The organism is Streptomyces marokkonensis (assembly GCF_039539045.1).
Lineage (GTDB): Bacteria > Actinomycetota > Actinomycetes > Streptomycetales > Streptomycetaceae > Streptomyces > Streptomyces marokkonensis.
This window is the reverse complement of record NZ_BAABCQ010000057.1, coordinates 1-25,067: the sequence shown is the minus strand read 5'-3', so window position 1 is coordinate 25,067 and position 25,067 is coordinate 1. Positions and strand designations below refer to the sequence as shown.

Below are 25,067 nucleotides of genomic sequence, written 5' to 3'. Positions count from 1 at the left end.
GGCCAGCCCGGCCTCCAAGCTCCTGCGCAGTCAGTCCCGGCAGAGCCAAATCCGGTGCCTGACCGGTCCGTTCATCGTGCACGTGCTAGCCCCGGGTGGTGATGTGTTCGTGGGTGTTCATCATCCTCCCGGCACACCATGGCACACACCCGCTGAGCCTTCCCCTTGATCCAGGATCACCTGGAGACCGGAACCTGAGGTTTCAGAGGAAGCAGCACCAGGTGGGATGCAATTACACGCAGCGGTACACCGAGGCGTTCAAGCCGGACGCGATTGCGCTCGTCGACTCCTCGGGCAAGACGGTCACCGCCGTTGCCGGGGAACTCGGCATCAGCTCGGAATCCCTGCGTGGCTGGTACCGCAAGATGAAGGCGGACCGACGATCGGGACCATGAGAAAGGACGACCGCCTTCTTCGTCAAGGAGAGCGACCGGTGAGCGAGTTGTACCCCGATCGTTCTGCTGTGCCGGGCGCTGCATGCCGCCCGCTCCTCCTCCTGCGCGTGGCGCGAGGGCAAGGCCGCCCGCCGTGTTCAGCAGGCCGCCGACGGCGCGCTCGCGCACGAGATCACGGTGCTGCACGTCGCCTCCCGCCGCACCTACGGAGTCCCACGCATCCACGCCGAACTGTGGCGTCCGGCGCGGCGGGTGAACTGCAAGCGCGTCGTCCGGGTGATGCGCGAGCGCGATGTCCGTGGCGTCACCCGACCGGGTCGCTCGTTCCTCCTCGTCGTGAGGGGGTGCGGCGCGAGGGGGCACGATGCCGCAGGTGATGGCGGGTGGTGTGGGGGAGGGGTCAGTCCCGCCAGCGCATGTCGTGCTGATGCCGCAGGCGATGGATCTCCCACCACGCCAGTGCCGTCACCGATGCCGGGCCGCCTAGGACGGCGCAGACCGCGAGCGCCTCCGGGCCCGGCGGTAGACCGCCTGCGGCCCAGCTGACGAGGGCGAACACCCAGACCGCAGCGCACGTCGCCAGCGCTGGGAGCGCAGCATGGACGGCAGAGAGGCTGAAGGCGTTGCGCACCGCCGGTCCGGAGGCGAAGTACAGGAAGTAGACGATCCACCAGAACGGCGCCCAGAGGGCCAGTACGGGCACGTACAGGAGGAATATGGTCGATGCGGTGATGGTGTGTGGCAGCAGGGCCTCCATGGCCATGAGCGCCGCCACGAACAGCACTGGCACGAGCACCCAGGCGCCGATGTACCCCAGGATGGGCAGGCCGGCGCTCCTGAATTGCGCCCGCATGAGCAACCGCCTCTCGCGACGGGCCGCCCAGTACAGCACTGCCGCCACCAACACCGCACTCGCCAGCGCCAGCCAGGGGGCGAGGTAGAGCCGTTGCAGGGCCTGATCCCAGGCATCCCACACGCCGCCGTAGAGAGCCAGCAGCCCTCCCGACATGGCGAGGGCGACCCACGCCCGCGCCCGTTGCACCTTCAGCACAGTGCGGTCCTCGACGCGTCCCGCAGGGCGAGGGGGAAAAGCGCGGCGGGCGGTCCGGCGGGCCGCGCGAGCAACCTGGTACGAGACCATCAGTGCCACTGCCAGCCACCACAGGCACGGCACCATCAGCACCAATACGACAGGGCGCACGCTCCCGGGGCGCCGGCCCCGCACCAGCTCGCGCAACGTCGGCCAGTCATCCTCACGCAGCCTGCGCCACAACGGCGTGGCCGGCTGTGGTGTGTTGTCCGGGCCTCTTGGGGGACGGGGAGGATGGGGAGGACGGTGCGGAGGTCGCGAGCGGCGTAAATCGCGGTCCATCTCAGTTCCTTTCACGGTGGTCGGAAAGAGACGCGACCCAGCCGACCGCGGTTCCGGCACACTCCGGCTGGTGCTGCCCGGTCCCACACAAACCAGCGGCCCTACGGCGCGGCCAACCTCGTCAGCCTGCAGCGGTCTTGACCTGCATCCATCCGAACAGAACCCGGTGTCGCCGACTTGGTCGCGCCAGCGGCACCCCTACTCCAGGCAGTACCGCCGGACCGCCCCACCCGAGCCCATGCAGCGCGGCACCAGGGCCTTCAGACCATACGACCCGAGATGTCGGTGTGCGGGGTCACGACTGTGGTTCCGGTAGCGGGATGGCGCGGAAGACAGTCTCAGGGTCGACGCGGTGCTTGATGTCGAGCAGGCGGGCGCTGTTGGGACCGTAGGCGTGTGCGGTCAGGTCGACAGTCCGGGTCCTGATCTCGACATGGCGGCCGAAGGGGAACGCGGCATCCATCCCCGCCAGTGAGTCGGCGAGCGCGGTCGGACCGATCTGCGCCATCAACGGGCTGCCGAGGCGGGCGAGTGGTGCCGTAACGCGTTCACCCGTGGCCGCGTCACCACACCAGGTCGGTGCGACGAAGAGCACCGGCGCCCCGTCCGGCCCGGCGACAAAACCGGTCTGGACGGTCAGCTCGTCCGGGCCACCCGCGGGCAGATGATCGGCGAGCACGATATCGATCGACAGCACACTGTCCACCGCGAGCCCGAAGCAGCCCGACAGCGGGCCGTAACCACCACCGAGAGCCAGACCCACCATCCCGACTGTGCCAACCGTGCCTGTCACCGCGACCGGACCGTGGGCCTGTGCGGTGCCGACGAGGTCGCCGGCGGTCGCGCCGCCGGTGACCTGCGCTGTTCGCGACTGCGGATCCACGAGTCTCGGCTTTCAGGGCGCCAAGGGCAGTTCGGGGCAGGAAGCCTTCCTCCACTTTGCCTTCCGACGACGTCAGATGGCGCAGTCCGGGCAGAAGCCGCGGTACGTCACTTCGACTTCGGAGACCGTGAAACCGAAGGACTGTGAGGGCGGAAGGTCCGAAAGGGGATCACCCGTCGGGTGCACGTCGCGGATCAAGCCGCAGCGCGCGCAGAGCAAGTGGTGATGAGGGCTACGCGCGTTGGGGTCGTAGCGCTTGGCGCGGCCGTCGGTCGACACCTCGACGACCTCGCCGCGGTGCACCAGTTCGCGCAGGGTATTGTACACCGTCGCCCGGGAGATCTCGGGCAGTCGCTCCGCCGCGCGGGCGTGCACCTCGTCGGCGGTCAGGTGAATGTGATCTCCGTCGAGCACTTCGGCGACCACGCGCCGCTGCGCGGTCAGCCGCCAGCCACGTTCGCGAAGCCGCCCCAGGAGATCGCTCATGCTCAGCACCCTAACAGGGTTCGGCGACAACTCGAGAGCGGATATTCTTCTAGATGGCACCTTGCCTTAGATTCTGTCCAATGTAGGGTGGTGCCGAAATACGCGCGGGGCAGCTTGCCTCGGACTGATGGCCGGCCGGGACCGTCAGGCCATCAGCGCATGCGAAGAACCACACCGAGGAGCAAGTCTTGCCTGAGAACAACCAGAAGCCGCTGACCACGGTTGCCGGTGCACCGGTTCCCGACAACCAGAACTCCCTGACGTCCGGCCCGCGTGGACCGATGCTTCTGCAGGATGTGTGGTTCCTGGAGAAGCTCGCCCACTTCGACCGCGAGGTCATTCCGGAGCGCCGGATGCACGCCAAGGGGTCTGGGGCGTTCGGCACCTTCACGGTGACTCACGACATCACGCGCTACACGAGTGCGAAGATCTTCTCCGAGATCGGCAAGAAGACTCCTCTGTTCACTCGGTTCTCCACGGTCGCGGGTGAGCGCGGCGCCGCCGACGCCGAACGCGACATCCGCGGTTTCGCCGTGAAGTTCTACACCGAAGAGGGCAACTGGGACCTCGTCGGCAACAACACCCCCGTCTTCTTCTTCCGCGACCCGCTGAAGTTCCCGGACCTCAACCACGCGGTGAAGCGCGACCCGCGCACCAACATGCGCAGCGCCGAGAACAACTGGGACTTCTGGACCAACCTCCCCGAGGCCCTGCACCAGGTCACGATCGTGATGTCGGACCGCGGTATTCCGGCCTCGTACCGGCACATGCATGGTTTCGGCTCGCACACCTACAGCCTGATCAACGCCGAGGGCGAGCGGTTCTGGGTCAAGTTCCACCACCGCACCCAGCAGGGCATCAAGAACCTCACCGACGCCGAGGCCGAGGCCCTCGTCGGCAAGGACCGCGAGTCCCACCAGGGCGACCTCTTCAACGCGATCGAGGACGGCGACTTCCCGAAGTGGAAGCTGTTCATCCAGGTCATGCCGGAGGCCGACGCGGAGAACTACCGCTTCCACCCCTTCGACCTCACCAAGGTCTGGTCGAAGAAGGACTACCCGCTGATCGAGGTCGGCGAGTGGGAGCTCAACCGCAACCCCGACAACTACTTCGCGGACGTCGAGCAGGCCGCCTTCAGCCCGGCCAACGTGGTCCCGGGCATCAGCTTCTCCCCCGACAGGATGCTGCAGGGCCGGCTCTTCTCCTACGGTGACGCCCAGCGTTACCGCCTCGGCGTCAACCACCACCAGATCCCGGTCAACGCCCCGAAGAACCCGGTGAACTCCTACCACCGCGACGGCGGCATGCGCGTCGACGGCAACCAGGGAGCCACCCCGGGCATCGAGCCCAACTCCTACGGACGCTGGCAGGAACAGCCCGCCTACCGCGAGCCGAGCCAGGCCGTGGGCGCCGTCGCCGACCGGTTCAACTACCGTGAGGACGACGACAACTACTTCGAGCAGCCCGGCAACCTGTTCCGGCAGATGAGCCCGGAGCAGCAGCAGGTTCTCTTCGAGAACACGGCGCGCGCGATCGACGGCGCCTCGGAGCAGACGATCGAGCGGCACATCGGCAACTGCACCCAGGCCGACCCGGCCTACGGCGCAGGTGTCCGCAAGGCGATCGAGGCCCTGGCCGCCGGCAACATCTGACCGGGCCGGTCAGCAAGACGCGCGGTACCTCGCACCGCGTCGGCGTGGGCACGCATGAGGTGCCCACGCCGACGCGGCGTATGGCTTCGGAGACTTCATGGACATGTACAACGGCGGTGGGCTGACTCCCGAGCAGACGGAGCGCGTGGTGGCCATCGCCATGGATCTGGCCCGGGAGGGCGCCACCGAGCAGTTGGTGGAGTTCGTGGAACACGGGCTGCCCGTGGACGTACGCGATCCGGCAGGCAACACTCTCCTCATGCTCGCCGCGTACCACGGTCACTCGGGCACCGTGCGGACCCTGCTCCGACACGGGGCCGACCCGGACCTTCGCAACGACAGGGACCAGGCCCCCATCGCCGGCGCCCTGTTCAAAGGCGCCGACGACGTGGTGACCGTGCTGCGCCGAGCCGGCGCGGACCTGGACTCCGGTACGCCGACCGCGCGGGCCGCCGCTTCCATGTTCGGCCGGGAACACCTACTCGCGAGCTGATTGGGGTGCCGCCTGACGGTCGGCATCGGTTGCCTGCGACTGATCCCGTACGTACAGCACACGCGGGCGGACGCGGCCAATGGGCCGGCGGATCCCGAGTCGACGGCCGACGGCGTACAACCGACCCCGGGTCGGCGGATCAAGACTGCTGTCATTCAGGGCGCGACCTTGGTGGGTGCAGCGGCGGTGCTGGCTTTGGCCGAGAGAATCGTCGGGCTGTTCTCCGGCCGACGCCTGCACAACCGGCGAGGACCTGTCCGGCCGATCACGAGCCTCGCCAAATGGCGGCCCGCGCCCGCCGTTGTCCCTGGCCCGGTCGCTGAGGGTGTGTCCCAGCGAGTCGATTCACCGTACAGGCCCTGCCTTGCCGAAGTCCTCGTCTGGGCAGGTCTGGCGGGCATGCTCGTACCCGTGGAGAAGGCCGGCGAGGCGATCACGTCCTCGATCCCTGCATCGGAGAGGACCGCGTCGGACAGGGCGGGGAACTTCCCGTCCCGGTCCCGGATCAGGACCCGCACCAGGCAGTTGACATCCTCCAGGTCCATGACGGGATTCCTCGTGGCCTGCGCCACCCACGAGGCCGTCGGGTGCGCGGTCGCGCCGGGGACCCGGATCCGTCGGCTGGCGTGCTCGATCTGGGCGAACACGTACAGTCGCGTCCCGGTCAGGGTGACCGTCCTGAAGAAGTCGCGGGCCGGCAGCGCGTCGGCCTGGGAGCGCAGGAAGTCGGCACACGTGATGGAGGTCCGCTCGGGCGCCGGGTCGGTCCTGGCCTCCCACAGGATCTCCCGGACCGTCGAGGCGGCGACCTTCACGCCCGGCACCAGCAGCTCGCCGTGGAGACGCAGGTAGCCCCACGTGGGGCTCTCCCGTGCCAGTCGCAGCACCAAGTGGCGGATGGAGAGCACGGTGCAGGGTCGATCCGGGTGCTTCGGCTTGGACCGGCGGCGTGGCGGCGGACGACGAGGTCGCGGTGCCAACGGAGCACCGTGTCCGGCCGCACCAGCAGCCGCAGCCCGCGCAGCACGTCTCGCGGCAGCCGGTACAACAGCGCCGCCAGGAAAGCCCGGTCACTCGGGCCGAAGCACCCCTTCTCCCGAGTTGGCGTCCCAGCACCGGCAGTTGGCGGCGCAGGGCGAGGATCTCCATGTCCTTGTCCCTATCACTCATCGGTAGCAGGCGCAGCATGGCGAACGCGTTCGCCATGTCCAGGTAGGCCAGTGGCAGCAGCACGGTTGGTCATCATGTGGCGTCGATCGGCAGCCGCGCGACGGCACAGACTCGACCGACCGCACGCGATATCCCGTACACCCGCACACCAGCTTCGGCCAGGGCGGGTGAGGTTATCGGCAAGTGCAGGCCGAGGCGTCCGGCTTCGCTGGCCCCTTCCACTTCAGCCATGCCTTTCGCCGACGCCACGGAGTGCCGCCGCGGAGGTACCGGGCGACAGGGCGGGTCATTTCTTGACCGCGACGCCGCAGACGGACACGTCGGCCGTGTCCTCCTCGGACTGCCCGGCGTCCGGGCGCCAGGTGGCCGTGGACACGATCCCCGGCTCCACCGGATCCAGGCCGGTGAAGAAGGCGGCGATCTCCTGCGGCGACCGCAGGTGGTAGGTGTTGGCCGACTGCCCGTTGTAGGCCCCCACCGCCGTGTTGAGCGCCTCGTTGGTGTTCGTGCCGTCGCTCAGTGCCAGGTAGCTGCCCGACGGCAGGGCCGACATCAGCGTGCTCACCAGGTCGGCGGGGCGTTCGGTGTCGGAGATCTGCCCCATGGTGCCCAGCACGGTCAGGGCGACCGGGCGGCTGAGGTCCAGGGTCTTTGCGGCTTCGGCCAGGATCCGCTCCGGATCCCTCACGTCGGCGTCGACGTAGTCGCAGGCGCCCTCGGCGCTGCTGGTGAGCAGAGCCTGCGCGTGCACCAGGACGAGGGGGTCGTTGTCGACGTACACGATGCGGCTCTCCGGCGCGATGCGCTGGGCCAGTTCGTGGGTGTTGTCGGCGGTGGGCAGTCCGGTGCCGATGTCGAGGAACTGGCGGACACCGGCCTCGCCCGCCAGGAAGCGCACGGCGCGGGCGAGGAATTTGCGTTGCAGCCGCGCGACGGCGGCGAACTCCGGAAACGTCTTCAGGATGACCTCGCCGGCCTCGCTGTCGACGGGGTAGTTGTCCTTGCCTCCCAGCAGGTAGTTCCAGACACGGGCGGAATGCGGGCGATCGGTCTGCAGTCTGGCCCTGACGTCTTCACGCGGGTGAGTCATGGGGAAAGCTTCACACACAGTTCTGTCTCCGTGAACCAATTGCCGCGAGTCCGGCCCGACTTCACTCAAGCCGAAGAGCCGCCAGTCCCGCGAGCGCCCCGCTGGTGAGGGACATGTACAGCGATGCATGGATTCGACAGCGTTGGCAAGCCAACCGGGGTGCAGGCTCCCGCGCGGCCGCCCTGGCCATGGTATTCAAGCTCGTCGAGTCCGCACAGGCACGATGGAGGGCCGTCAACGCACCCCACCTCGTCGCCCTGGTGAGGGCCGGAGCCCGCTTCGCCCGCCGTGCCCAGCGCGTCAGCTCCGAACGCTCGGCCTCGGAGAGCACCAGCTCCGGCTTGCGCCGGCCCGACCGCGGCTCGTCCACCAGCCCCGCCACCCGCCGGGCCACGAACCGCGAGCGCCACTTGCGCACCGTCTCCGTAGACACCCCAAAATCCGCTGTGACACCGGAATTTGACGCTCCCTCCGCACAGGCCAGGATGATCCGGGCCCGCACCAGCTCCGCCCGTTCCTCGGCAGACAGCACGACTTCCGCAGCACGAGGACCCCGAGACACCGTGAAAACAACCTACACACTTAGCCACGTCGTTTCTGGCGCAGGACACTAGTCGTGGCGCGGCGGACCCCCAGGGCCTGGGTGGCCTCGTCCATGGTGTGCTCGTGGGCCTTCCGCAACCGCTTGCGTTCCTCCGGCGGCGCAGCGGGGCGTGGGACGCGACCAGGGCGTCGATCGCGTCGAAAAGCTCCGACATGGGCAGGACCGAACTGCCCTGATCGTGCCACCATGCCTCGTGAGAGGACCACGGCATGGCCGGTTCCCGTCGTGGGTCCGCCGTCCTCGTGCACTCTGTTGCCTCTTGCTTGTGAACCTCTCTACCAACTTTGCACCAGGGAGACATGCGTGACCACCATCGGCATCATCCTCGGCACCACGCGTCCCGGCCGCGTCGGGCCGCAGATCGCGGAATGGATCCAGAAGACGGCCGGTGTCCGCGAGGACGCGGACTTCGAACTGGTCGACATAGCCGACTACGCCCTCCCACTCTTCGACGAGCCTCGCTCACCCCGGATGGGCGTCTACGAGCACGACCACACCCGCGCCTGGGCCGCCAGGATCGACCAGTTGGACGGGTTCGTCTTCGTCACGCCCGAGTACAACCGGTCGATCCCGGCCGCGCTGAAGAACGCCATCGACTTCGTCTACAACGAGTGGAACAACAAGGCCGCCGGATTCGTCGGATACGGCAGCAACGTCAGTGGCGCCCGCGCCGTCGACCACCTGCGGCACATCGCCGGTGCCGTTCAGTTGGCGGCGGTGAGTACCCAGCTTCACCTGTCGCTCCAGGCGGACTTCGAAGGGTTCCGGACCTTCACTCCGGCCGAGCGTCACGAGGCAGCTCTCCAGCAGTTGCTCACCGAGGTGATCACCTGGACCGACGCGCTCGCCCCACTGCGCCAGGCCTGATCCGTCCGACGGGCGGCAATCGCTCTCCCTCACCGACGGTATGCGCCTTGCCGGATGCTTAGGCGTCCTCCTCCGTGGAATCGGTTGCCATGGCGGGCCAGGAGTCCTCTGCCTACTCAGGTCAAGCTTGCGGCGGCATCAGCGGCTCATGACCGACAGTTGGCTACAGCTCCGTCGGGTCGCGGAGGATTGGGGAGCGTGGCTGAGACCGGGACCGGGTTGCTGGGGCAGACGCGCGCCTGCTCGATCGGCTGCAGGCATCGCCGTGGCGGGCTTCGGTGGTGCGGGTCAAGGGCTGAGGGAGCAGGACGCGTTCCGGTTGATGGGACTACAAGGGCTGGTGAGGGGCACTGACGGCTGCTTGCCACAAGGGCACATGACGGGGCCGACATGGTGAGCGGCCTGCCGCGATGACACGGACGCCTGCCGCGCCCTCAACGCCATGCCGGCGCAAGCCCAAGGCGGCCCTCGGCGGTTGCCGGGTTCGTCACCTCCTCGGGCGCCGAGTCCAAGCAGCCCCTATACGGGTGCTCTCGCCCCCCGGAAGAACTCGTCGAGCTTCCTCAGGGGGCATTCGGCGTTCGTGCACCCCCCGGGTCAAGGCGGGCGAGTTCATGGGGAAGTACTTCGCGCAGGACGGCCTGGAGTTCCTCCGTTGGGCTGCCCGGTATTTCCGGGTCGACAACGTCACCCTGTGCGTGCTGCTCCATCTGATGGGCAGCCAGGAAATCGGAGGGCATGTCGAACTGAAGCAGGTCGACATCGCCGAGGCCCTGGAGATGGACCCCGCGCGGGTGTCACGAGCCCAGACGAAGCTCAAGCGCCTCGGCCTGGCCCACTCGCCCAAGAAGGGCTCCATCAACGTCGTGGACAAGCCTGTCCGAGGTGCGGCCAGAAGGCAGGTCAAGGTACACGTGGACCAACTGAGCCTGCTGAACGAACTGGTGGTCGACCAGGACGTTCCAGAGGAATTCAGGACGATGGCCCTTCCCGGCGCGCGGCTCCCGGAACCCGCGCAGGCGCAAGGGCAAGCAGAAGCAGAAGCCGGAGGCGTGAACATGAGGACTGCAGCGTCTGTGAATCCGGAGCCGCCAGAGCTGACGTACGGCACCCTCAACGACTTCGCGTACCTGCCGGCGATGCCAGGGATCGCCTACCGAGTACTCTTCAGGCTCCTCGGGACGCAGGAGCCTGGGGGACGCTGTCTCGTCACCGAGGACGACCTGGCCGACGCGGTGGAGGTCCACCGTTCCTTGGTGGGGCGCGGTCTCCAAGCCCTCATTCACGCGCGACTCGTCTTCCGGCAGACCAAGGGCGTCTACCTTTTCAACCACATGATCAGTGAGGGGGGAGGAGCATCACGGAGCACCTGGAGGCCATCGGCACGCTCGACCCGGACGGCCGGCTGGACGTCGACGACTACTCGGAGCGTAACGACATGGCCGTGGAGCAGGCGAAGCTGGAGAACGAAGTGAAGCGTCTGGGGCGCAAGACGACGAATCCCTCGTCGGTTGCCGAGAAGGCGACCACGGCAAAGAAGGCCGACGGCCCGCAACTTTCCGCCGCGCGGAAGCGGACGCGTCGCAAGCCCACTCAGCAGGTCCTCCGCCACAACCACTGAGGCCCCCGCCGAAAGCGGGGGCCTCAGTGCGTCTAGATTTCGGTGACAGCGGACAACGTGCGAGGCAGCCGCTTCATGTCCGATCTCGTTGCCCGAGTCATGCTGCCGCAGACCTCTCCGCCCGGCCGTGGCCGTATTCGGTCATCGGAGGTCGAGCTGGTACTCCAGGGCCTGGTGCGTGGGGACGTAGCCCAGTGCGTCATTGATGCGCCGCATGTGCGTATTGCTGTCCGCGGTGTCGGTGACCAGGCCGGCGAGAGCGGGGTGGTCGGTGCGGGCCAGCCGGATCGACTCGGCCTTCATCCAGCGGCCGAGGCCGTGGCCGCGGTGCTCGGGGAGTACGCCGGTGCCGTAGTGCGTTCCGTCGCCCTTGCCGTCACCCGGTACGACGAGTTCCGAGAAGCCTACGATCGAGCCGTCGGACGCGTCGAGTGCGGCCACCGTGGTCAGCAGCTCGCCGCGGTCGGCGACGGCCCGGGCGACGGACCGTACGCGTTCGATGTCCCAGACGACAACGCCGTAGTCGGTGTCGTCCATCGGCATGTCGTCCATCGCCCGGCGCGAGGCGGCGAACGTCCCGGCCAGTTCCTCGGGGACGGTGCCGCGCCATGACGTGAGCCGGTAGCCGGGGTGCGGCCGCTCAGCTGTCGCCGCGGTCTCGGCGGCCTTGGCCGTGTCTCCGTCGTTCAGGTCGAACCGGGCGTACGTCAGGGTGAGCACCTTGCGGAAGCCGTGTGCGGCGAGGAAGCGATCGCCGGGGGTGCCCGCGTCGGCCTGGGCGACGACCGAGCGCCTTCCTGCCTGCCTCGCGGCGTTCACCGCTGCGTCGAGGAGACGCGACCCGACGCCCCTGCGCCGCTCCGCCTTGTGGACGTTCACCTCCAACTCGGCCAGGTGCTCCTGGCCCTCCCGGGTGAACACCCGCAGGAACACGGAGCCGAGCGGGTCTCCGTCGTCGGCGTGGGCCAGCCACGCGAGGCGGTGGGCGGAGGAGGTGCGGTCGGGATCCGTGAGAGCGGTGACGCGCATGGGCAAGGCTCCGTTTCTGTCCAGGGCGGGGACTCAGGTCTCGCTGGGTCTCATGCCGGTGAAGACCGCTCGAAGGACGCGGTCGATGTGGTCGTGCGTCAAGGGCTGTTGCGTGACGAGCAGCCGGAAGTACAGCGGGCCCCAGGGAACCCGGCCCAGCAGGTCGGCGGCCCTGGTCATCACTTCACGCAGGTCGGCGACGGCGTCTCCGGTGTCGCGATGGTCCAGGCCCTGTTTGTTCGAGCTGGGGACCGCATCGAGGAAGAGCATGCCCCGGGACGGCCGGCGACGGTAGACAGTGTGCTTACCGACGCCCGCGCGGGCAGCGACCGCCTCGATGCCGAGCTTGGCGAAACCCGATTCTCCGGCCAGCTCCAGAGTACTCTGCAGGATCGCTTCCGTTCGGTCCGCGCGTCGGTTGGCCATGGCGGCAGTACAGCACGGCACGTGCCGTATTGACATGGAGTTGGTTCATCACCGGGGCGAGCCGCGGTCTGGGCCGCGCGTTCGCCGAAGCGGCGCTCGCTGCCGGAGACCGGGTGGCGGGCGCGTCCCGCGACGTCTCGCCGCTCCGTACCCGGACCGCCTGTTGACGCTGCGTCTCGACGTCACGGACCGCGCGGTGGTCTTCGACGTCGTCCGTGAAGCGGTCGCGCGTTTTCGGCGGTTGGACATCGTCGTGAACAACGCCGGCGCGCTGTTCACGGGAATGGTGGAGGAGTTCAGCGAGGCGCAGGCCCGAGCCCAGAGGGACGTCAACGTCGACGCCCAGCAGGCGGGCGTCGGCGAGCAGCGGCTGCGGCAGGTCGCCGCCGATGTCCTGGAAGGAGGGCTCCTTCCAGGCGGGCGGCTGCCGCACCGACGCCCTGGAGGAGATCTGCTTCACTGAATGTGGAGCAGATCGAGTTCGTACTCTGACCGACTCCGGTCGGCATGGGCGGAGGCAACGCGCTGGGCCTGTCTGTCGGTTCACTGTTCGGCGTACGTGAAGTCGTACGGGGCCCAGTCGGTGACCCGGCGGTACCCGAGGCGTTGGTACAGGGCGTTGCTGGTGGCGTTGGCCGCGTTCGTGTAGAGCACGACCTCCGTGGCGCCCGCGTCGAGCGCGGCCCTGCTGACCTCGGCGGCGACGGCGGCGGCGTACCCCCGGCCGCGCAGGGGGGCGGGGGTGTAGACGGGGTCCACCCTGACCATCCCGGCGACCATGGGGTTCACGCCCGCCAGGGAGACGGGGATGTTGTCCGGGGTCTCCCAGAAGGTGTAGCGCTTCTCGGCGAAGCGGGTCCCGGACCAGGAACCGGCGTCGATGGTGATGGTCTCCCCGAGGTCCGCGGCGAGTTCACGGCACCAGCGCATGAGGTGCTCGTGATCCCGCTCGCCCACGGGCCGTCCTCGGCCGGCCGGGGGTGGGTCGGGCGGGGTGAGGGTGTCGAGGCGGTACAGGTGCATTCCGAGGCGGAGGGCCGGTGTCGCGCCGGTGTACCGCTGCCAGGCCTCGGCGAACGCGGTGGCGGTGGCGTGATCCCCGGTGACCCCGGCGAGCGTATGGCCGAGGCCGGTCAGCCGGGCCGCGAGGGCGTCGGCCCGGTCGGGGGAGAGCGGGGTGAGAGTCAGCCGGCGGTTCGGGGGGCGGAAGAAGAGCGCCTGGATCGCGCCCTCCGACTCCAGCAGGCCGAAGAGGACGGTCCCGGGAGCGAAGGCGTCCGGGTGGGTCCGCCACTTCTCCAGCACCGTGAGCGGAGTGTTGTGCAGGACGGGGCGCGAGCGGAGGAAGGGCCCGGCCCGGTCGAGAACGTCGTCGAGGTCTTCGGAGAGGTGCCAGGAGTCAGGGCTCATGGTTCACGATCCCGCGTGTCCTCGGTCCGGGGGAAGCGGAACTGCCAAGGCGGCGGTGGGTACTGCGGGGTGCCCGCACGAAGGCGGGGCCACGGGTGGAGATGTGGCACGACACACTCGGTGTCCGCTCGAGAGTTCCCTGAGTCGCTTCAGTCACTGTTCTCGGCTTCGCAAGGCGCCTGACCCGCTTCTTCGCCCAGCTGCTGAAGCAGCGACCGAAGTGGATCCGGTCGCTGCGCCGGTCCCCGGGGACTCTTCGGTCACTGGCGACTGCCCGATGGTGTGCCGGACAGGGGTGACCCGTTCACCCGCCGGCTCCGCGTCGCAAGACACCGGCGGGCAACTGCGCGGTCTGCCGGGCGCCCCGGCACGGCCACTGGGAGTGCGGCTGTCGTGGCGCGGGCCGCTGGCGCCACGGATTCCGCGCCGCCACGCTGGACGCCGCCAGGATCGAGCAGTGGTGGGGCGCCCACCCAGGCCTCGGTGTCGGGGTGGCCTGCGGTGCGGCCGGACTGGTCGTCGTCGACGGCATCGACGCCCATGAGAGGCGGACTCCCGACCGGGACCGGCTGCTGCCCGGCATCGGCATTCCCGACGGCGTCTACCTGACCGGACTCGCCACCGGGTTCCACACGATCGGAGTGCTGGCCGCTCTACGGGGCGCCGGTCTTCGCGGTGCTGAGCTGTCTGGTGTCGCCGGCGTTCGACTCGACGGCGTTCCTGCCGTTCCTCGGCGCGGTCACCGCTGCACCCGCCCTCGCGGTGGTGACTGCGGGACATCTGCTCGACAACCCGTCGCTGCTGTGGGCCGGAGTGCCGGTGAGCGTCACCGCCGGCTTCGTGGCGTACATGATGCTCGGCCGCGCAGGGAGCGAGACACTGATCAAGCGCGGGCCCGAACTGCTGTATCTGATGCGGACCGGCAAGGCCCAGCAGGACAAGGGCGGCGGCCCGGGCGCGTCGTTCATCAAGGCGATGCCCAAGCACCGTCAGCAGCTGCTGTGAACCAGCTTCTTCGTGGGCTGCATCGCCGTGTTCCCGCAGGTGCTCGTGCCCACGCTGATGAAGCTGTCCGGCGATGTCGCCCCCCTGTGGTTCGTGGCGCTGCATCTGCGGGCCGAATGGCAGTGGCCGGTGATCTTCGCGATGTTCGCCATCGGCGCTTTCGGTTTCGCTGTCGCCGGCCGTATCGTGCTCACCGAACTGCGGGCGGCACGCACCTGACCCGGCGAAACCCTTACCGGACACCGACCCGGGCCTCTGTCGAATAGGGGCCCGGGTCTTCTTTCAGGGATTGGTCGCTTTTGGGGCCCTGACTACCATGAAGATCGCCGTCTTCCTTCGTGAGCGGCCGCCTGTTCACCGTTCCACAACTCAATACGTCAGCGCCGGTGCGGAATTGGTAGCAGCCGGGTTGGACAAATTCTGGTCCTGAGTAGATGTAGCCTTTTATGCCTGAAGCGCGAGCCGAATACGCCGAACCTGTCCCATCGTCGTTACCGGCACCCCCATGTTCACCGGACGCCGCGCGTGCTGCGCGAGGTTCGGTCCGGACGGTTCAGCGGCCCGTGGTTCCATCGAGGAGTTCGCGCAGGATGTCGGCGTGGCCGGCGTGACGTCCCGTTTCCTCGATCATGTGCGTGAGCGCCCACCGCAGGGACGGTCCTTTCGGCCGGGACGCCGGGCGGGCGACGGTGGTGGTCAGGTCGGAAGCGGCGCGGACGACCATGTTCGACCGGGCGGCCGCGTCGCGGTAGGCGGCCAGGACGTCGTCGACCGCGTCGCCGGGAGCCGCGGCGAAGGTGGCCTGCCAGTCGGCGACCTGCTCGCCGAGGAACAGGGAACGCTCCACGTGGGCAAGGTGGTTGACCAGGCCCAGCAGGTTGGTGCCCGACGCGACACCGGGCGTGCGGACCTGCGGCTCCGGCACGCCCTCGACCTTGGCCGCCATGCAGGCGCGCACGTAGTCGAGGAAGCCGAGTAGTACGTCCTTCTCCGAGGTGCCGGTGCTCGGCGGCGGCAGGTCACGGCGGCGGGTGGACCTCATGAAAGTGCCCTTCTGCGTGAACGGTTGAGCAGGCGGATGGGTGAGACGGCCTGTGCTGTTCAGCCGGTGGTCCGGCGGATCAGCAGGACGTGGTCGACGACCTCGGCGGTCCGACCGTCCGGCCCGGAGGCGATCCGGCGTGGCGAGGCCGCCCTCTCGATCGACCAGCCGTCCGGGTCGAGGGCGAGATCGGCGGCGATCTCGTGCGGTGTGGGGTGCGAAGCGTCGTGGTCCTGGTTCCACGACCACGGGGCGATCGACCCGTGGTCGACGACCAGCAGCCGTGCGCCCGGTGCCAGCGCCCGCGCCGCGGTCCGCAGCACCTGCGTGCGCGGCAGGTCGAACGGTGACTGCAGGTACAGGGCGGTCACCAGGTCGAAGCGGCCTTCGGGAAAGCCGAAGGCCAGGTCGTGCCGCTCGGCACGGACGAGGTCACCGAGCCCGCGTTCGCGAGCCGCGTCGGCGACCTGTGCCGTGGCCGTGCCGGAAACGTCGACGGCGGTCACCCGCCAACCCGCACCGGCCAGCCAGAGCGTGTCACCACCGGCGCCGCAGCCCAGGTCGAGTGCGGTCGCCGGCGCGAGACCGGAGGCGATCTCCACCAGCAGGGGATTCACCCGGCGCCCGGCGGCCGCATCACGGGAGTTGTAGTGCTCCTCCCAGAAGCGGCCCGCATCGGAGAGCCCTTCGGGAGTGGTCTTTTCGGTCATGGACGGTGCTCCTCCTCGGACGTGGTGAGACGAGACTGCCCGAGTACTGGCCAAAATTGCACGAGAACTTGCTGTAGCGGCATGATGCCGACCATGGACGACAACCGGAGCGACCCGCACGACCCGCACGACCCGCACGACCCGGACGACCTGGAGGGCGTGCTCGACGCCGTCGGCCCGCGGCTGCGCGCGCTGCGTCGGCAGCGCCGGATCACCCTGGCCGAGCTGGCCGCGACCACGGGGATCTCGGAGAGCACGCTGTCCCGGCTGGAGGGCGGCCGGCGCCGCGCCAACCTGGAGCTGCTCCTCCCGCTGGCCCGCGTCTACGGCGTCCCGCTGGACGACCTCGTGGGCGCCCCGCCCACCGGAGACCCCCGCGTCCACCTCAAGCCGCTTCACCGGCACGGCATGACGTTCATTCCGCTGTCCCGCAGGCCGGGCGGGATGCAGGCGTTCAAGATGCTCATCCCCGGCCGGGACGCGCCGGCCGAGCCGACGCCGCAGACGCACGAGGGGTTCGAGTGGCTGTACGTCCTCAACGGACGGCTGCGGCTGGTCCTCGGCGATCAGGACCTCGTGCTGCCGCCGGGCGAGGCCGCGGAGTTCGACACCGGACTCCCGCACTTTTTGGGCAGCGCCGATGGCAGAGCGGTCGAGCTGCTGATCCTCTTCGGCCGGCAGGGCGAACGCGCGCACATCAGGGCACGCACCACCTGAGCACGAGCCCGAGTCTTCAGGCCGCTCACTGCGGGAAGGGCCGTCAGCTCGGGGCGGAGCGTGTCCTTCCCGGACTTCTTGGGGTGCGGATCACCCGCTGGGCCTTGTCGGGAGTGTGGAGGGCGAACTCCATCCAGTCCGCGCACCACGCTGTCCAGCGGGACGGTCTCGTCGAGCGGCAGGTAGGTGGTGGAGGAGTCTTGTGCCGCTCGATCAGGGCCAGGGCCTCGATGACGGGCTTGTGGCGGTCGTTGGAGGAGCGGATGTCGAGCACCTCCAGCAGCTTCATCAGCTCGGCCCGGTAGGGGTTGCTGTAGGAGGACTTGAACGTCTCCCGCTTGGAGCGGGCGAAGGCGGCGTTGGTGGCCTTCGTCTCGGCGACCAAGTCCTTGAGCGTCTTCTCGCCGCCGGCCGCCGGGTAGATCGCCTCGCGCACGCTGCCTTGGGGGGTGCCGAAGGATGCGGCGGCGATCCTTCCGAGGAGTCCGGCCGCCTTGCCGCGGACCTGCTTGAGTGCGGAGATCTCGTCCAGCAGCGAGTTGAGGCCGACGTTGCCCGGATGGGCCTTGATGTCCGCCAGGACCGACTCCAGGTCGTCTTCGTCGTCCTGCTCGGGGGTGTTGCCGGTCGGGTCGGTGAAGCCAGCGCGTCCAGCCGACGGGTACAGCGCTCGGCCCGGGCGATGCGGGCGGCGACCTCGGCGACGGCGCGCTCGTCGGCCTGGTGCAGCGCGGAGCGGATGATCGTGTCGACCTGGGCCGCGGTCGGCGGCTCGATCAGCTCCCGCAGCTCGCTGCGGGGCCGCTTGGCCGCGCGGGAGGTGAAGTCGTGGAAGGACAGCTCGGACGCGGCTACGCCGACCTGCTTGCGACGTGCTCGACAGCGTCGGGCGGCAGCTCCAGGCGCATGCGGGGGAACCGGCCGCGCCAGGTCAAGAAGAGCTGAATGGCGAAGCCCCGCCTGGTGGCGCCGGTCTTGTTCCGTAACCAGCCCGCCTCGTCGCTGTTCAGGGTGAAGTGGTCCACACCTGCTTCCAGTCCCAGATCCCGCCGCACTGTTCGGCCCCTTCCGTACACCCCTGTGATCACATGTCGGGGCTGGACGGTAGAAGCGATGACTTACAGCAGGCACGGAATTCCGGGAACCGCCCCGACACGGCGGCCTGACCTGGTACAGGGCGCCGTGTCGGGGCCGGTCACACTTTCAAGACCCTGCGCCTGCTCCCGTTCGTCTCCAACGGGGGACACCAGCGGATGATCGGCGCCCGGTTCAACGTCACCGAGGCCCGTCACCGCCTCGCCCGTAAGGCGCGGTGAGGTGCCTGGCGGTGTCCAGGGTTTCCCGGATGCGCTGCGCGAGGGTGTGTCGGGCGGGGTCGTTTATCCAGCGTTCGAAGGCGACCTTGAAGGTGGCGATCCCGATTTCGGCGGCGAGTGCGGCAGTGGTGGTCTCCAGGCCGCGTTCGCGCAGCGTGCGGGCGAGCATGGAGGCGAGAGCGGCGAGTTTGGCCAGTTCGCGTTCCTGGAGTTCGGGGTTGGCGGCGATGACGGCCTGGCGTTGCCGTGCCAGGTCTGCGCGTTCTTCGAGGACGTGGGCGGCTTCGGTCAGGGCGTGGGTGATCACCTCGAGCGGCGGGAGCGGGACGGGGGCGGTGGCCGTGGCGTTCGCGAGGGCGTCGGCGAGGGGGTTGGCGGCCGGGAAGAGGACTTCCCGTTTGTCGGTGAAGTGCCGGTAGAAGGTCCGTTCGGTGAGTCCGGCGCGGGTGGCGATCTCCGCGACGGTGGTGGCGTCGAAGCCCTGGTGGTTGTAGAGCTCCAGCGCCGCCTTCTCCAGGCGGCCTCGTGCGTCGGGTTTCCATCGGCTCATGCTCCGATGCTAACTGCCGATGACAGGGCCTGACATAACCTGATGTCAGTCACTGACGTAGGGGTGACGTCAGTGACTGACATCGGTGTTACGGTGATGTCATCAACTGACATCACGGCGCCCCGGTGGGAGCCAGTAGCAGGGAGGCGCACCATGCGCGTATTCGTCACCGGAGCCTCCGGACACGTCGGCTCCGCCGTCGTCCCCGAACTCCTCGAAGCGGGACACCAGGTCGTCGGCCTGGCTCGCTCGGACAAGTCCGCCGCCGGGTTGGCGGCTGCCGGTGCCCAGGTGTACCGAGGCGACCTGGACAATTTCGACGGCATCGCCGCGGCCGCCGCCGCGGCCGACGGCGCCATCCACCTGGCCTTCAAGCACGACGCCATGTTCGCCGGCGACTTCGAGGGCGCGGTCGCAGCGGATCTGCGCGCCGTCGAGGCGCTCGGGGGCGCTCTGGCCGGCACCGGCAAGCCCCTGGTGGCCACGTCGGGAACCGCGCTGTTCGCCGTCGCGGGCCTCAAAGGCACCCTCACCGAAGCCAACGCGCTCGACGCCGGTCCGCGGATCGACGCCGAGAACGCGGTGGTCGCACTCGCGGAGCGCGGCATCCGCTCGTCCGTCGTCCGGCTCACTCCGACCGTGCACAGCACGCTCGACCACAACGGCTTCATCCCGACCTTCATCTCCATCGCCCGGTCGAAGGGTGTCTCCGTCTACGTCGGCGACGGGGCCAATCGCTGGCCCGCCGTGCACACGCTCGACGCGGCACGCCTGTACCGGCTGGCGCTGGAATCCGCGCCGGCGGGGTCACGGCTGCACGCCGTCGACGACGAGGGGATCACCTTCCGCCAGATCGCCGAGGCCATCGGCCGCGGGCTGAACCTGCCCGTCGTCAGTGTCCCGCCGACGCAGGCCGACGACCACTTCGGCTTCCTCAGCGCGCACGCCCAGGCCGACAACCCGTCCTCGAGCACGCTGACACGCGACCTCCTCGGCTGGAAGCCCCTCCGTCCCGGCCTCATCGACGACCTCGCGCAGGGCCACTACTTCGACGCCCCGGCGACCACGACATACGCAACACAGTCATCCCCTGGAGCAGGTCGGGGCCCGGTGGTGTCCTCGACGGCGTGACGCCGCGCAGCCGCGCGGTGTCGAGGGGTTCTGCGAGAGCTGACCTGGGCGAACTGCTCGGGGACCCATCTCTCAGTACGTCTCTCGCATGACCTCGTCCATGGGCCGGGCCGGCCCGTCGCGACGTCAACCCGGCGTGACGAGAAGCCCCCGGCTTCAGTCGGGGGCTGACGATGGGGACGCCGACCATCGCGATATGGGCGCGGCGACGAGACATGGGCGATCACTCGTTTCTGGCGCGGGACGGGTGCGGGCGGTGTGGCGAGGACGCGGTGTCAGGGCTGGTCGATCTGCGCGGCGACCTCCTCGAGATCGGCGACTGTCCCCGACATGATCGTCCGTACATGCCTGGTGATGTGCTGCACGGGCCAGTCCCACCACGCCACGGTGAGGAGCCGGGCGATGTCCGCAGCGTCGTAGCGGGTGCGGATGAGCCGGGCGGGGTTGCCGCCGACGACGCCGTAGTCGGGGACGTCGCCGGTGACCACGGCGCCGGCGGCGATGATCGCGCCGTGACCGATGCGTACACCGGGCATGACCGTGGCGCCGTGGCCGAACCACACGTCGTTGCCGACGACCGTGTCGCCCCGGCCGGGCAGGTCGGTGATCAGGTCGAAGTGCTCTCCCCAGGAGCCCCCCATGGTGGGGAACGGGAAGGTGGAAGGACCGTCCATGCGGTGGTTGGCGCCGTTCATGATGAACCGGGTGCCCGTCCCCAGGGCGCAGTACTTGCCGACGACAAGCCGCTCGGGACCGTAGTGGTACAGGACGTTGCGCGTCTCGAACGCGGCCGGGTCGTCCGGATCGTCGTAGTAGGAGAAGTCACCGACCTCGATCAACGGCGACTTCACCAGCGGCTTGAGCAGAATCACGCGCGGGTGCTCGGGCATCGGGTGGAGCACGGTGGGATCGGCGGGAACGGGCGGCATCGCGGAAGCTGTTCCTCTCCAGTGAACCTAGGGCGACAACTGTCGCGTTAAGATGCTGGCACAGCCCTGCCCCTTTGATCAACCGGATACTGATTGCTGATGACAGACCCACCGGACACGACGTCGGACCGCCGCCCGGGCGGTCGCACCGCCCGCATCCGCGCCCAGGTTCTCGATGCAGTGCGCGCCGAACTCGCTGAAGGCGGTGACGAAGGACTCACGATGGAGGGTGTCGCGACGCGGGCCGGAGTGCACCGCGCCACGGTCTACCGGCGTTGGCGCGATGTCGGCGGCCTGCTCGTCGACGTCATCGACGCCGCCGGCGAGATCGACTGGCAACCGCCGGACACCGGCTCGCTGCGCGGCGATCTGACGGCCCTCAACCAGGAGATCCAGGAATCCCTGGTCGTGCAGCCGTCGTTCGCCGTCGCCCTGATGGCCGCCTCGTTCCACTCCGAACAGGCCGCGCGGGCCCAGACGCAGTTGTGGACGGACCGGTACGCCCAGTGCGAGATCCTCGTCGAGCGCGCCATCGAGCGCGGTGAACTCCCCGCACAGCACACGGACGCGCGGAGGCTGCTGATCGCCGCCACGGCGCCGCTCTACCACCAGCTAGTGCTCCTGCGTGCCAACCCGGACCCGCAACTCCCGGAACGGGCCGCGGAGGCGGCAGCTCTGGCGGCTGCCGCGGGTGCCTTCTCCGTCCGTCGGGAAGGGGGTGCGTGATCGAGGAGACAGGGAGCTGACGCACGCACAATCAACGTGGTGACACCACCGCACCGCAAGTTCAGGAAGAACACCCCCGGCTGGTGCGAGGAGGTGTACGAGCGCCGGCGCAAGGCACACTCCTCACGGCGTATCCGGGTCGAGCGCGGCCTCGCCCACCTGAGAACTGCCCGAGCCCTGGCCCGCCCCGTCGGCCGCCGCGGGCATATGAGCGACACCATCCAAGCAGTCGCCGGCCTGCTGTCCCACCAGCAGACCGTGAACCTGAACCCGCCACGGCAGACGTGAATCCGGGCCGCACCGAAACTCGCGACGTCTCACCGCCCACCGCTACCTTGGCACCCTGCTCGAAGGCATGCGCCCCGCGCCGTCGAACGCGTGACGTCACTCAAGTAGCGGCGGGTTCTTCGCCGCCATGGCCGGGACCGAGCGCGAGAGCTTCCGTGAAGTACTCTCGAAGGGCTCGACACCGCTGCCCGCAAGGGCAAGCGCGGCGGCAGCAACGTCCAGCTCGAACCGGTGCCGCAGAGGTTCACAGAAGATGCTACGGTTTCTGTGCAAGTGGCGACCATGCCACTCTTGGAGATCGGAGGAGATGCGTGATGACGGTCGTGGTGACCACCGCTGTGTGCGGTGCCCGACTCGTTCGCATCTCTCGGGTCTCGTCCTGACCTTTCCCCTGCCATCCTCCCCGCCGTGGGAGTGGTTCCGGCATGTCTGTCGTCCGGCGAGACCTCCTCTCAAGGGTCTCTTCATCGTTTCACCAACACGCTTCACACCTATCTGCTCTCTCCCGTCCTTCGCGCGTCCTGACTCCGGCCGACTACGGCTGGGACACGGAACGTGAGCGGTCCTTCGCCCCGTCGAGGGACGAGGGACTGGTCCCGGGACGTGTCGTGCGGGCCGAGCGCGGTCTGTGCGACGTCGTCGCCGAGAGCGGCCCCGTCCGCGCGATGGTCCTTTCCTCCTCGGGTACCGGTGACCGGCTGACGCCGTGCACCGGGGACTGGGTGTCCGTCCGTCCGTCCGGTCCGGCGACCCCCGCCACCGTGGTGGAGGTGCTGGAGCGCCTGACCGCCGTGGTCCGCTCCACCTCCTCGCGCACCTCCCAAGCCCAGGTACTGGCCGCGAACGTCGACACCGTGGCGGTAGCCGTCTCCCTCGCCGACCCGCTCAAGCTCGGTCGGATCGAGCGGATGCTCGCCGTGGCCTGGGACAGCGGCGCCACACCCGTGATCGTGCTCACCAAGGCGGACCGGTCCACCGCCCCCACCTCGGCGGCGTCCGAGGTGGGGTCGGTGGCCCCGGGCGTGGAGGTGCTGGTAACCAGCGCCACCACCGGCGAGGGCCTGGACGTCCTGACCGCCGTCCTGTCGGGCACGGTCGTCCTGCTCGGACCCTCGGGCGCGGGCAAGTCCACCCTCGGCAACCACCTGCTCGGCGAGGACCTCCTGGCCACCGGCGCGGTACGCGGCAGCGACGGCAAGGGCCGGCACACCACCGCCTGGCGCGAACTGGTGCCGCTGCCCCACGGCGGCGTCCTGCTGGACACCCCGGGCCTGCGCGGTGTCGGCCTGCACGACGCCGACGACGGCCTGGAGCACACCTTCGCCGAGATCACCGAGCTGGCCCACGACTGCCGTTTCGCGGACTGCGCCCATACCACCGAGCCGGGCTGCGCGGTGCTGGCCGCCGTCGAGGACGGTCACCTCACCCGGCGGCGCCTCGACAGTTACCACCGGCTGCAGCGCGAGAACACCTACGCGGCCTCCCGTACCGACGCGCGGCTGCGCGCCGAGCTGGAACGGCCGATGAAGCAGATCGCGCGCCAGGTGCGCGCCCTCAAGCAGTCCCCCCACTTCAAGGCATGACGGAAAGGAATACGGTCATGGACCTTCCCCGCATCTTCACCATCCGCGAGAGCGGCCACCGCATCCACAACCCGCTGACCGCGGACAAGTTCGCCACCCTGGGCGAATCCCTCCGCCTCCCCGCCGGGACCCGGGTTCTCGACCTGGCCAGCGGCTCGGGCGAAATGCTCTGCACCTGGGCCCGCGACCTGGGCTTCACCGGCACCGGGGTCGACATCAGCACGCTCTTCACCGAGCAGGCCCGCGCCCGCGCCGCCGAACTCGGCGTCGCCGACCGGGTCGAGTTCCTCCATGGTGACGCCGCCGGCCACGTCGCCGACGAGCCCGTCGATCTGGCCGCCTGCGTCGGTGCCACCTGGATCGGCAACGGCGTCGCCGGCACGACCCATCTGCTCCAGCGCAGCCTTCGTCCCGGAGGCATGATGTTGATCGGCGAACCCTTCTGGCGGCAGACCCCTCCGGACGAGGAGACCGCCAAGGCTTGCCACGCCGCCTCCATCGCCGACTTCCTGGAACTCCCGGAACTGATCGGACAGTTCCAGGAACTCGGGTACGACGTCGTGGAAATGACGCTGGCCGACCAGAACAGCTGGGACCGCTACGCCGCAGCCCAGTGGCTCAGCATGCGCCGCTGGCTCGGTGAGAACCCGGACGACGAACTCGCCCCCGAAGTACGGGAAGAACTCACCACCGAGCCCGCCCGCTACGCCCGCTACGGACGTGAGTACCTCGGCTGGGGCGTCTTCGCCCTCATGAAGCGCTGACAACCCCGCCCCGTGCGGGGCCCGGACATCATTCCGTCCGGGCCCCGCACTGGACACTTCATCACCACGACGCTCAGGCCGACGACAAGCGAACCGACACCCGCTCCCTCCGTGCAGGCCCTGCCCTCCTCCTTCCAGGACCAGGGAGCCCGGCGCCGCGAAGCTCGGGGTACGGCCGTCAGTACGCCTCCCCACCCGCACGTGCCGCCAAGTGCGGCTCCCGATTCTGGCCCGGTGCGAGGACCGGGAGCCGCTGCCGCCACCGCGGCGAGACCGAGGCGGGAGCCCAGCTCGAACCGGCCGCAGGAATTCACATGAGTCCGAGACAGCGGGGCAGGAGCCCGCCGACCATCGGCAGGGCCTACCTGGTGGGCCGGCCATCCAGCCGACCACGCGACTCGACGCAGACACGGCACCAGTGGGGAGCGGTCGTGGGCCGTGCCGCAGCCGTCGCACGTCCAGGTACGGACGTTCAAGGGCATCCTGCCCCGCAGGGCGCCGCAGGCCGAGCACAGCCTGGAGGAGGGGAAGAAGCGGTCCACTGCGATCACTTCGCGCCCGTACCAGGCGGCTTTGTACTCCAGCAGGGAGCGGAACTCGCTCCAGCCCGCGTCCGAGATGGCCCGGGCGAGGGTGTGGTTCTTGACCATGTTGCGTACGGTCAGGTCCTCGATCACGATCGTTTGGTTTTCACGAACGAGTCGGGTGGTCAGCTTGTGGAGCCCGTCCCGGCGTCGGTCGGCGATGCGGGCGTAGATCCTGGCGACCCTGCGGCGGGCCTTGGCCCGGTTGGCTCCGTCACCCTTCG

28 protein-coding genes and 5 pseudogenes are annotated in these 25,067 nt (G+C 69.1%); 17 read left to right on the top strand and 16 right to left on the bottom strand.

Features of this window, described 5'->3' with window-relative positions; all coding sequences use genetic code 11:
• Positions 1–221 precede the first annotated feature (221 nt).
• Together ABEA26_RS16445 and ABEA26_RS36360 are read left to right on the top strand one after the other, a co-directional pair.
• Entirely contained in the window at positions 222–395 is a 174-nt protein-coding gene (locus ABEA26_RS16445; RefSeq protein WP_345593085.1) for a transposase, read from the top strand.
• A 57-nt stretch (positions 396–452) separates the two neighbouring features.
• Positions 453–695: pseudogene (locus ABEA26_RS36360) on the top strand (IS3 family transposase); the annotation flags it as partial.
• A 100-nt stretch (positions 696–795) separates the two neighbouring features.
• On the opposite strand, the gene ABEA26_RS16440 reads toward ABEA26_RS36360, so the two are convergent.
• From ABEA26_RS16440 to ABEA26_RS16430, 3 genes are all read right to left on the bottom strand, one after another.
• Entirely contained in the window at positions 796–1,446 is a 651-nt protein-coding gene (locus tag ABEA26_RS16440) for a hypothetical protein (protein ID WP_345593083.1), read from the bottom strand.
• 616 nt (positions 1,447–2,062) lie between these two features.
• A complete protein-coding gene (locus ABEA26_RS16435) occupies positions 2,063–2,650 on the bottom strand; it encodes an FAD-binding protein (protein ID WP_345593081.1) in 588 nt (195 codons plus the stop codon).
• 72 nt (positions 2,651–2,722) lie between these two features.
• Positions 2,723–3,136 carry a Fur family transcriptional regulator gene (locus ABEA26_RS16430; protein ID WP_345593079.1) on the bottom strand — a complete coding sequence of 138 codons (414 nt, stop codon included), beginning with the start codon at positions 3,134–3,136 and terminating at the stop codon, positions 2,723–2,725.
• Between the two features lie 188 nt (positions 3,137–3,324).
• Between ABEA26_RS16430 and ABEA26_RS16425 the strand changes: the two genes are divergently transcribed.
• Together ABEA26_RS16425 and ABEA26_RS16420 are read left to right on the top strand one after the other, a co-directional pair.
• Complete coding sequence (locus tag ABEA26_RS16425) at positions 3,325–4,788, top strand: catalase (protein ID WP_345593078.1); 1,464 nt, start codon at positions 3,325–3,327, stop codon at positions 4,786–4,788.
• A gap of 97 nt (positions 4,789–4,885) precedes the next feature.
• Positions 4,886–5,281, top strand: a complete 396-nt coding sequence (locus ABEA26_RS16420) for an ankyrin repeat domain-containing protein (RefSeq protein ID WP_345593076.1) — start codon at positions 4,886–4,888, stop codon at positions 5,279–5,281.
• 155 nt (positions 5,282–5,436) lie between these two features.
• Here ABEA26_RS16420 and ABEA26_RS36355 read toward each other — a convergent pair whose 3' ends face one another.
• The 3 genes and pseudogenes from ABEA26_RS36355 to ABEA26_RS16400 all read right to left on the bottom strand — a co-directional run.
• Positions 5,437–6,189, bottom strand: a complete 753-nt coding sequence (locus tag ABEA26_RS36355; RefSeq protein ID WP_425587850.1) for an integrase core domain-containing protein — start codon at positions 6,187–6,189, stop codon at positions 5,437–5,439.
• A 548-nt stretch (positions 6,190–6,737) separates the two neighbouring features.
• A complete protein-coding gene (locus ABEA26_RS16410; protein WP_345593074.1) occupies positions 6,738–7,541 on the bottom strand; it encodes an SAM-dependent methyltransferase in 804 nt (267 codons plus the stop codon).
• 352 nt (positions 7,542–7,893) lie between these two features.
• Positions 7,894–8,043: pseudogene (locus ABEA26_RS16400) on the bottom strand (helix-turn-helix domain-containing protein); the annotation flags it as partial.
• A 405-nt stretch (positions 8,044–8,448) separates the two neighbouring features.
• Between ABEA26_RS16400 and ABEA26_RS16395 the strand changes: the two are divergent.
• The 3 genes from ABEA26_RS16395 (at position 8,449) to ABEA26_RS16385 (ending at position 10,633) form a co-directional block, all read left to right on the top strand.
• Positions 8,449–9,012, top strand: a complete 564-nt coding sequence (locus ABEA26_RS16395) for an NADPH-dependent FMN reductase (protein ID WP_345593072.1) — start codon at positions 8,449–8,451, stop codon at positions 9,010–9,012.
• 614 nt (positions 9,013–9,626) lie between these two features.
• Positions 9,627–10,487 (top strand): hypothetical protein, encoded by an 861-nt coding sequence (locus tag ABEA26_RS16390; RefSeq protein ID WP_345593070.1) that lies wholly within the window; start codon positions 9,627–9,629, stop codon positions 10,485–10,487.
• Complete coding sequence (locus tag ABEA26_RS16385) at positions 10,451–10,633, top strand: hypothetical protein (RefSeq protein ID WP_345593068.1); 183 nt, start codon at positions 10,451–10,453, stop codon at positions 10,631–10,633. Before ABEA26_RS16390 ends, ABEA26_RS16385 begins: the two co-directional genes overlap by 37 nt.
• A 141-nt stretch (positions 10,634–10,774) precedes the next feature.
• Here ABEA26_RS16385 and ABEA26_RS16380 read toward each other — a convergent pair whose 3' ends face one another.
• Both ABEA26_RS16380 and ABEA26_RS16375 read right to left on the bottom strand, forming a co-directional pair.
• On the bottom strand, positions 10,775–11,668 hold the full coding sequence (locus tag ABEA26_RS16380; protein ID WP_345593067.1) for a GNAT family N-acetyltransferase: 894 nt from the start codon (positions 11,666–11,668) through the stop codon (positions 10,775–10,777).
• A 27-nt stretch (positions 11,669–11,695) separates the two neighbouring features.
• Positions 11,696–12,088 (bottom strand): TetR/AcrR family transcriptional regulator, encoded by a 393-nt coding sequence (locus ABEA26_RS16375; protein WP_345593065.1) that lies wholly within the window; start codon positions 12,086–12,088, stop codon positions 11,696–11,698.
• Positions 12,089–12,117: 29 nt separating this feature from the next.
• Between ABEA26_RS16375 and ABEA26_RS16370 the strand changes: the two are divergent.
• A pseudogene (locus tag ABEA26_RS16370) lies at positions 12,118–12,422 on the top strand (SDR family NAD(P)-dependent oxidoreductase); the annotation flags it as partial.
• Positions 12,423–12,631: 209 nt separating this feature from the next.
• Here the strand turns inward: ABEA26_RS16370 and ABEA26_RS16365 are convergent.
• Positions 12,632–13,498, bottom strand: a complete 867-nt coding sequence (locus ABEA26_RS16365) for a GNAT family N-acetyltransferase (protein ID WP_345593063.1) — start codon at positions 13,496–13,498, stop codon at positions 12,632–12,634.
• A gap of 311 nt (positions 13,499–13,809) precedes the next feature.
• On the opposite strand from ABEA26_RS16365, the pseudogene ABEA26_RS16360 reads away from it, so the two are divergent.
• The 3 genes and pseudogenes from ABEA26_RS16360 to ABEA26_RS16350 all read left to right on the top strand — a co-directional run.
• Positions 13,810–14,031, top strand: a pseudogene (locus ABEA26_RS16360) (bifunctional DNA primase/polymerase); the annotation flags it as partial.
• A gap of 142 nt (positions 14,032–14,173) precedes the next feature.
• A complete protein-coding gene (locus ABEA26_RS16355) occupies positions 14,174–14,503 on the top strand; it encodes a hypothetical protein (RefSeq protein ID WP_345593062.1) in 330 nt (109 codons plus the stop codon).
• 12 nt (positions 14,504–14,515) lie between these two features.
• Complete coding sequence (locus ABEA26_RS16350; RefSeq protein ID WP_345593061.1) at positions 14,516–14,722, top strand: hypothetical protein; 207 nt, start codon at positions 14,516–14,518, stop codon at positions 14,720–14,722.
• Positions 14,723–15,056: 334 nt separating this feature from the next.
• On the opposite strand, the gene ABEA26_RS16345 is transcribed toward ABEA26_RS16350, so the two are convergent.
• Together ABEA26_RS16345 and ABEA26_RS16340 are read right to left on the bottom strand one after the other, a co-directional pair.
• On the bottom strand, positions 15,057–15,545 hold the full coding sequence (locus ABEA26_RS16345) for a DinB family protein (RefSeq protein ID WP_345593060.1): 489 nt from the start codon (positions 15,543–15,545) through the stop codon (positions 15,057–15,059).
• Positions 15,546–15,604: 59 nt separating this feature from the next.
• Positions 15,605–16,255 (bottom strand): class I SAM-dependent methyltransferase, encoded by a 651-nt coding sequence (locus tag ABEA26_RS16340; protein ID WP_345593057.1) that lies wholly within the window; start codon positions 16,253–16,255, stop codon positions 15,605–15,607.
• 93 nt (positions 16,256–16,348) lie between these two features.
• On the opposite strand from ABEA26_RS16340, the gene ABEA26_RS16335 reads away from it, so the two are divergent.
• Complete coding sequence (locus ABEA26_RS16335; protein ID WP_345593056.1) at positions 16,349–16,972, top strand: helix-turn-helix domain-containing protein; 624 nt, start codon at positions 16,349–16,351, stop codon at positions 16,970–16,972.
• A gap of 43 nt (positions 16,973–17,015) precedes the next feature.
• Here the strand turns inward: ABEA26_RS16335 and ABEA26_RS16330 are convergent, their stop codons facing one another.
• From ABEA26_RS16330 to ABEA26_RS16320, 3 genes are all read right to left on the bottom strand, one after another.
• The gene (locus tag ABEA26_RS16330; protein ID WP_345593055.1) at positions 17,016–17,408 is read right to left on the bottom strand and encodes a hypothetical protein; all 393 of its coding nucleotides are present in this window, start codon (positions 17,406–17,408) and stop codon (positions 17,016–17,018) included.
• A gap of 415 nt (positions 17,409–17,823) precedes the next feature.
• The gene (locus tag ABEA26_RS16325) at positions 17,824–18,027 is read right to left on the bottom strand and encodes a hypothetical protein (RefSeq protein ID WP_345593054.1); all 204 of its coding nucleotides are present in this window, start codon (positions 18,025–18,027) and stop codon (positions 17,824–17,826) included.
• A gap of 220 nt (positions 18,028–18,247) precedes the next feature.
• Positions 18,248–18,838 (bottom strand): TetR family transcriptional regulator, encoded by a 591-nt coding sequence (locus ABEA26_RS16320; RefSeq protein ID WP_345593053.1) that lies wholly within the window; start codon positions 18,836–18,838, stop codon positions 18,248–18,250.
• A gap of 153 nt (positions 18,839–18,991) precedes the next feature.
• Between ABEA26_RS16320 and ABEA26_RS16315 the strand changes: the two genes are divergently transcribed.
• Entirely contained in the window at positions 18,992–19,969 is a 978-nt protein-coding gene (locus ABEA26_RS16315) for an SDR family oxidoreductase (protein ID WP_345593052.1), read from the top strand.
• A gap of 275 nt (positions 19,970–20,244) precedes the next feature.
• Here ABEA26_RS16315 and ABEA26_RS16310 read toward each other — a convergent pair whose 3' ends face one another.
• Entirely contained in the window at positions 20,245–20,898 is a 654-nt protein-coding gene (locus tag ABEA26_RS16310; protein ID WP_345593050.1) for a CatB-related O-acetyltransferase, read from the bottom strand.
• Between the two features lie 99 nt (positions 20,899–20,997).
• Here ABEA26_RS16310 and ABEA26_RS16305 point away from each other — a divergent pair, with 99 nt between their 5' ends.
• The 4 genes from ABEA26_RS16305 to ABEA26_RS16290 all read left to right on the top strand — a co-directional run bounded on the left by ABEA26_RS16305 (position 20,998) and on the right by ABEA26_RS16290 (position 24,259).
• Positions 20,998–21,624: a TetR/AcrR family transcriptional regulator gene (locus ABEA26_RS16305; protein ID WP_345593048.1), complete on the top strand. Its 627-nt coding sequence runs from the start codon at positions 20,998–21,000 to the stop codon at positions 21,622–21,624.
• A gap of 39 nt (positions 21,625–21,663) precedes the next feature.
• Positions 21,664–21,912, top strand: coding sequence for a transposase (locus ABEA26_RS16300; RefSeq protein WP_345593047.1), 249 nt, complete (start codon positions 21,664–21,666; stop codon positions 21,910–21,912).
• Between the two features lie 608 nt (positions 21,913–22,520).
• On the top strand, positions 22,521–23,495 hold the full coding sequence (gene rsgA / locus ABEA26_RS16295; protein ID WP_345593046.1) for a ribosome small subunit-dependent GTPase A: 975 nt from the start codon (positions 22,521–22,523) through the stop codon (positions 23,493–23,495).
• 17 nt (positions 23,496–23,512) lie between these two features.
• Entirely contained in the window at positions 23,513–24,259 is a 747-nt protein-coding gene (locus ABEA26_RS16290) for an SAM-dependent methyltransferase (protein WP_345593045.1), read from the top strand.
• Positions 24,260–24,684: 425 nt separating this feature from the next.
• Here the strand turns inward: ABEA26_RS16290 and ABEA26_RS16285 are convergent.
• A pseudogene (locus tag ABEA26_RS16285) lies at positions 24,685–25,067 on the bottom strand (RNA-guided endonuclease TnpB family protein); the annotation flags it as partial.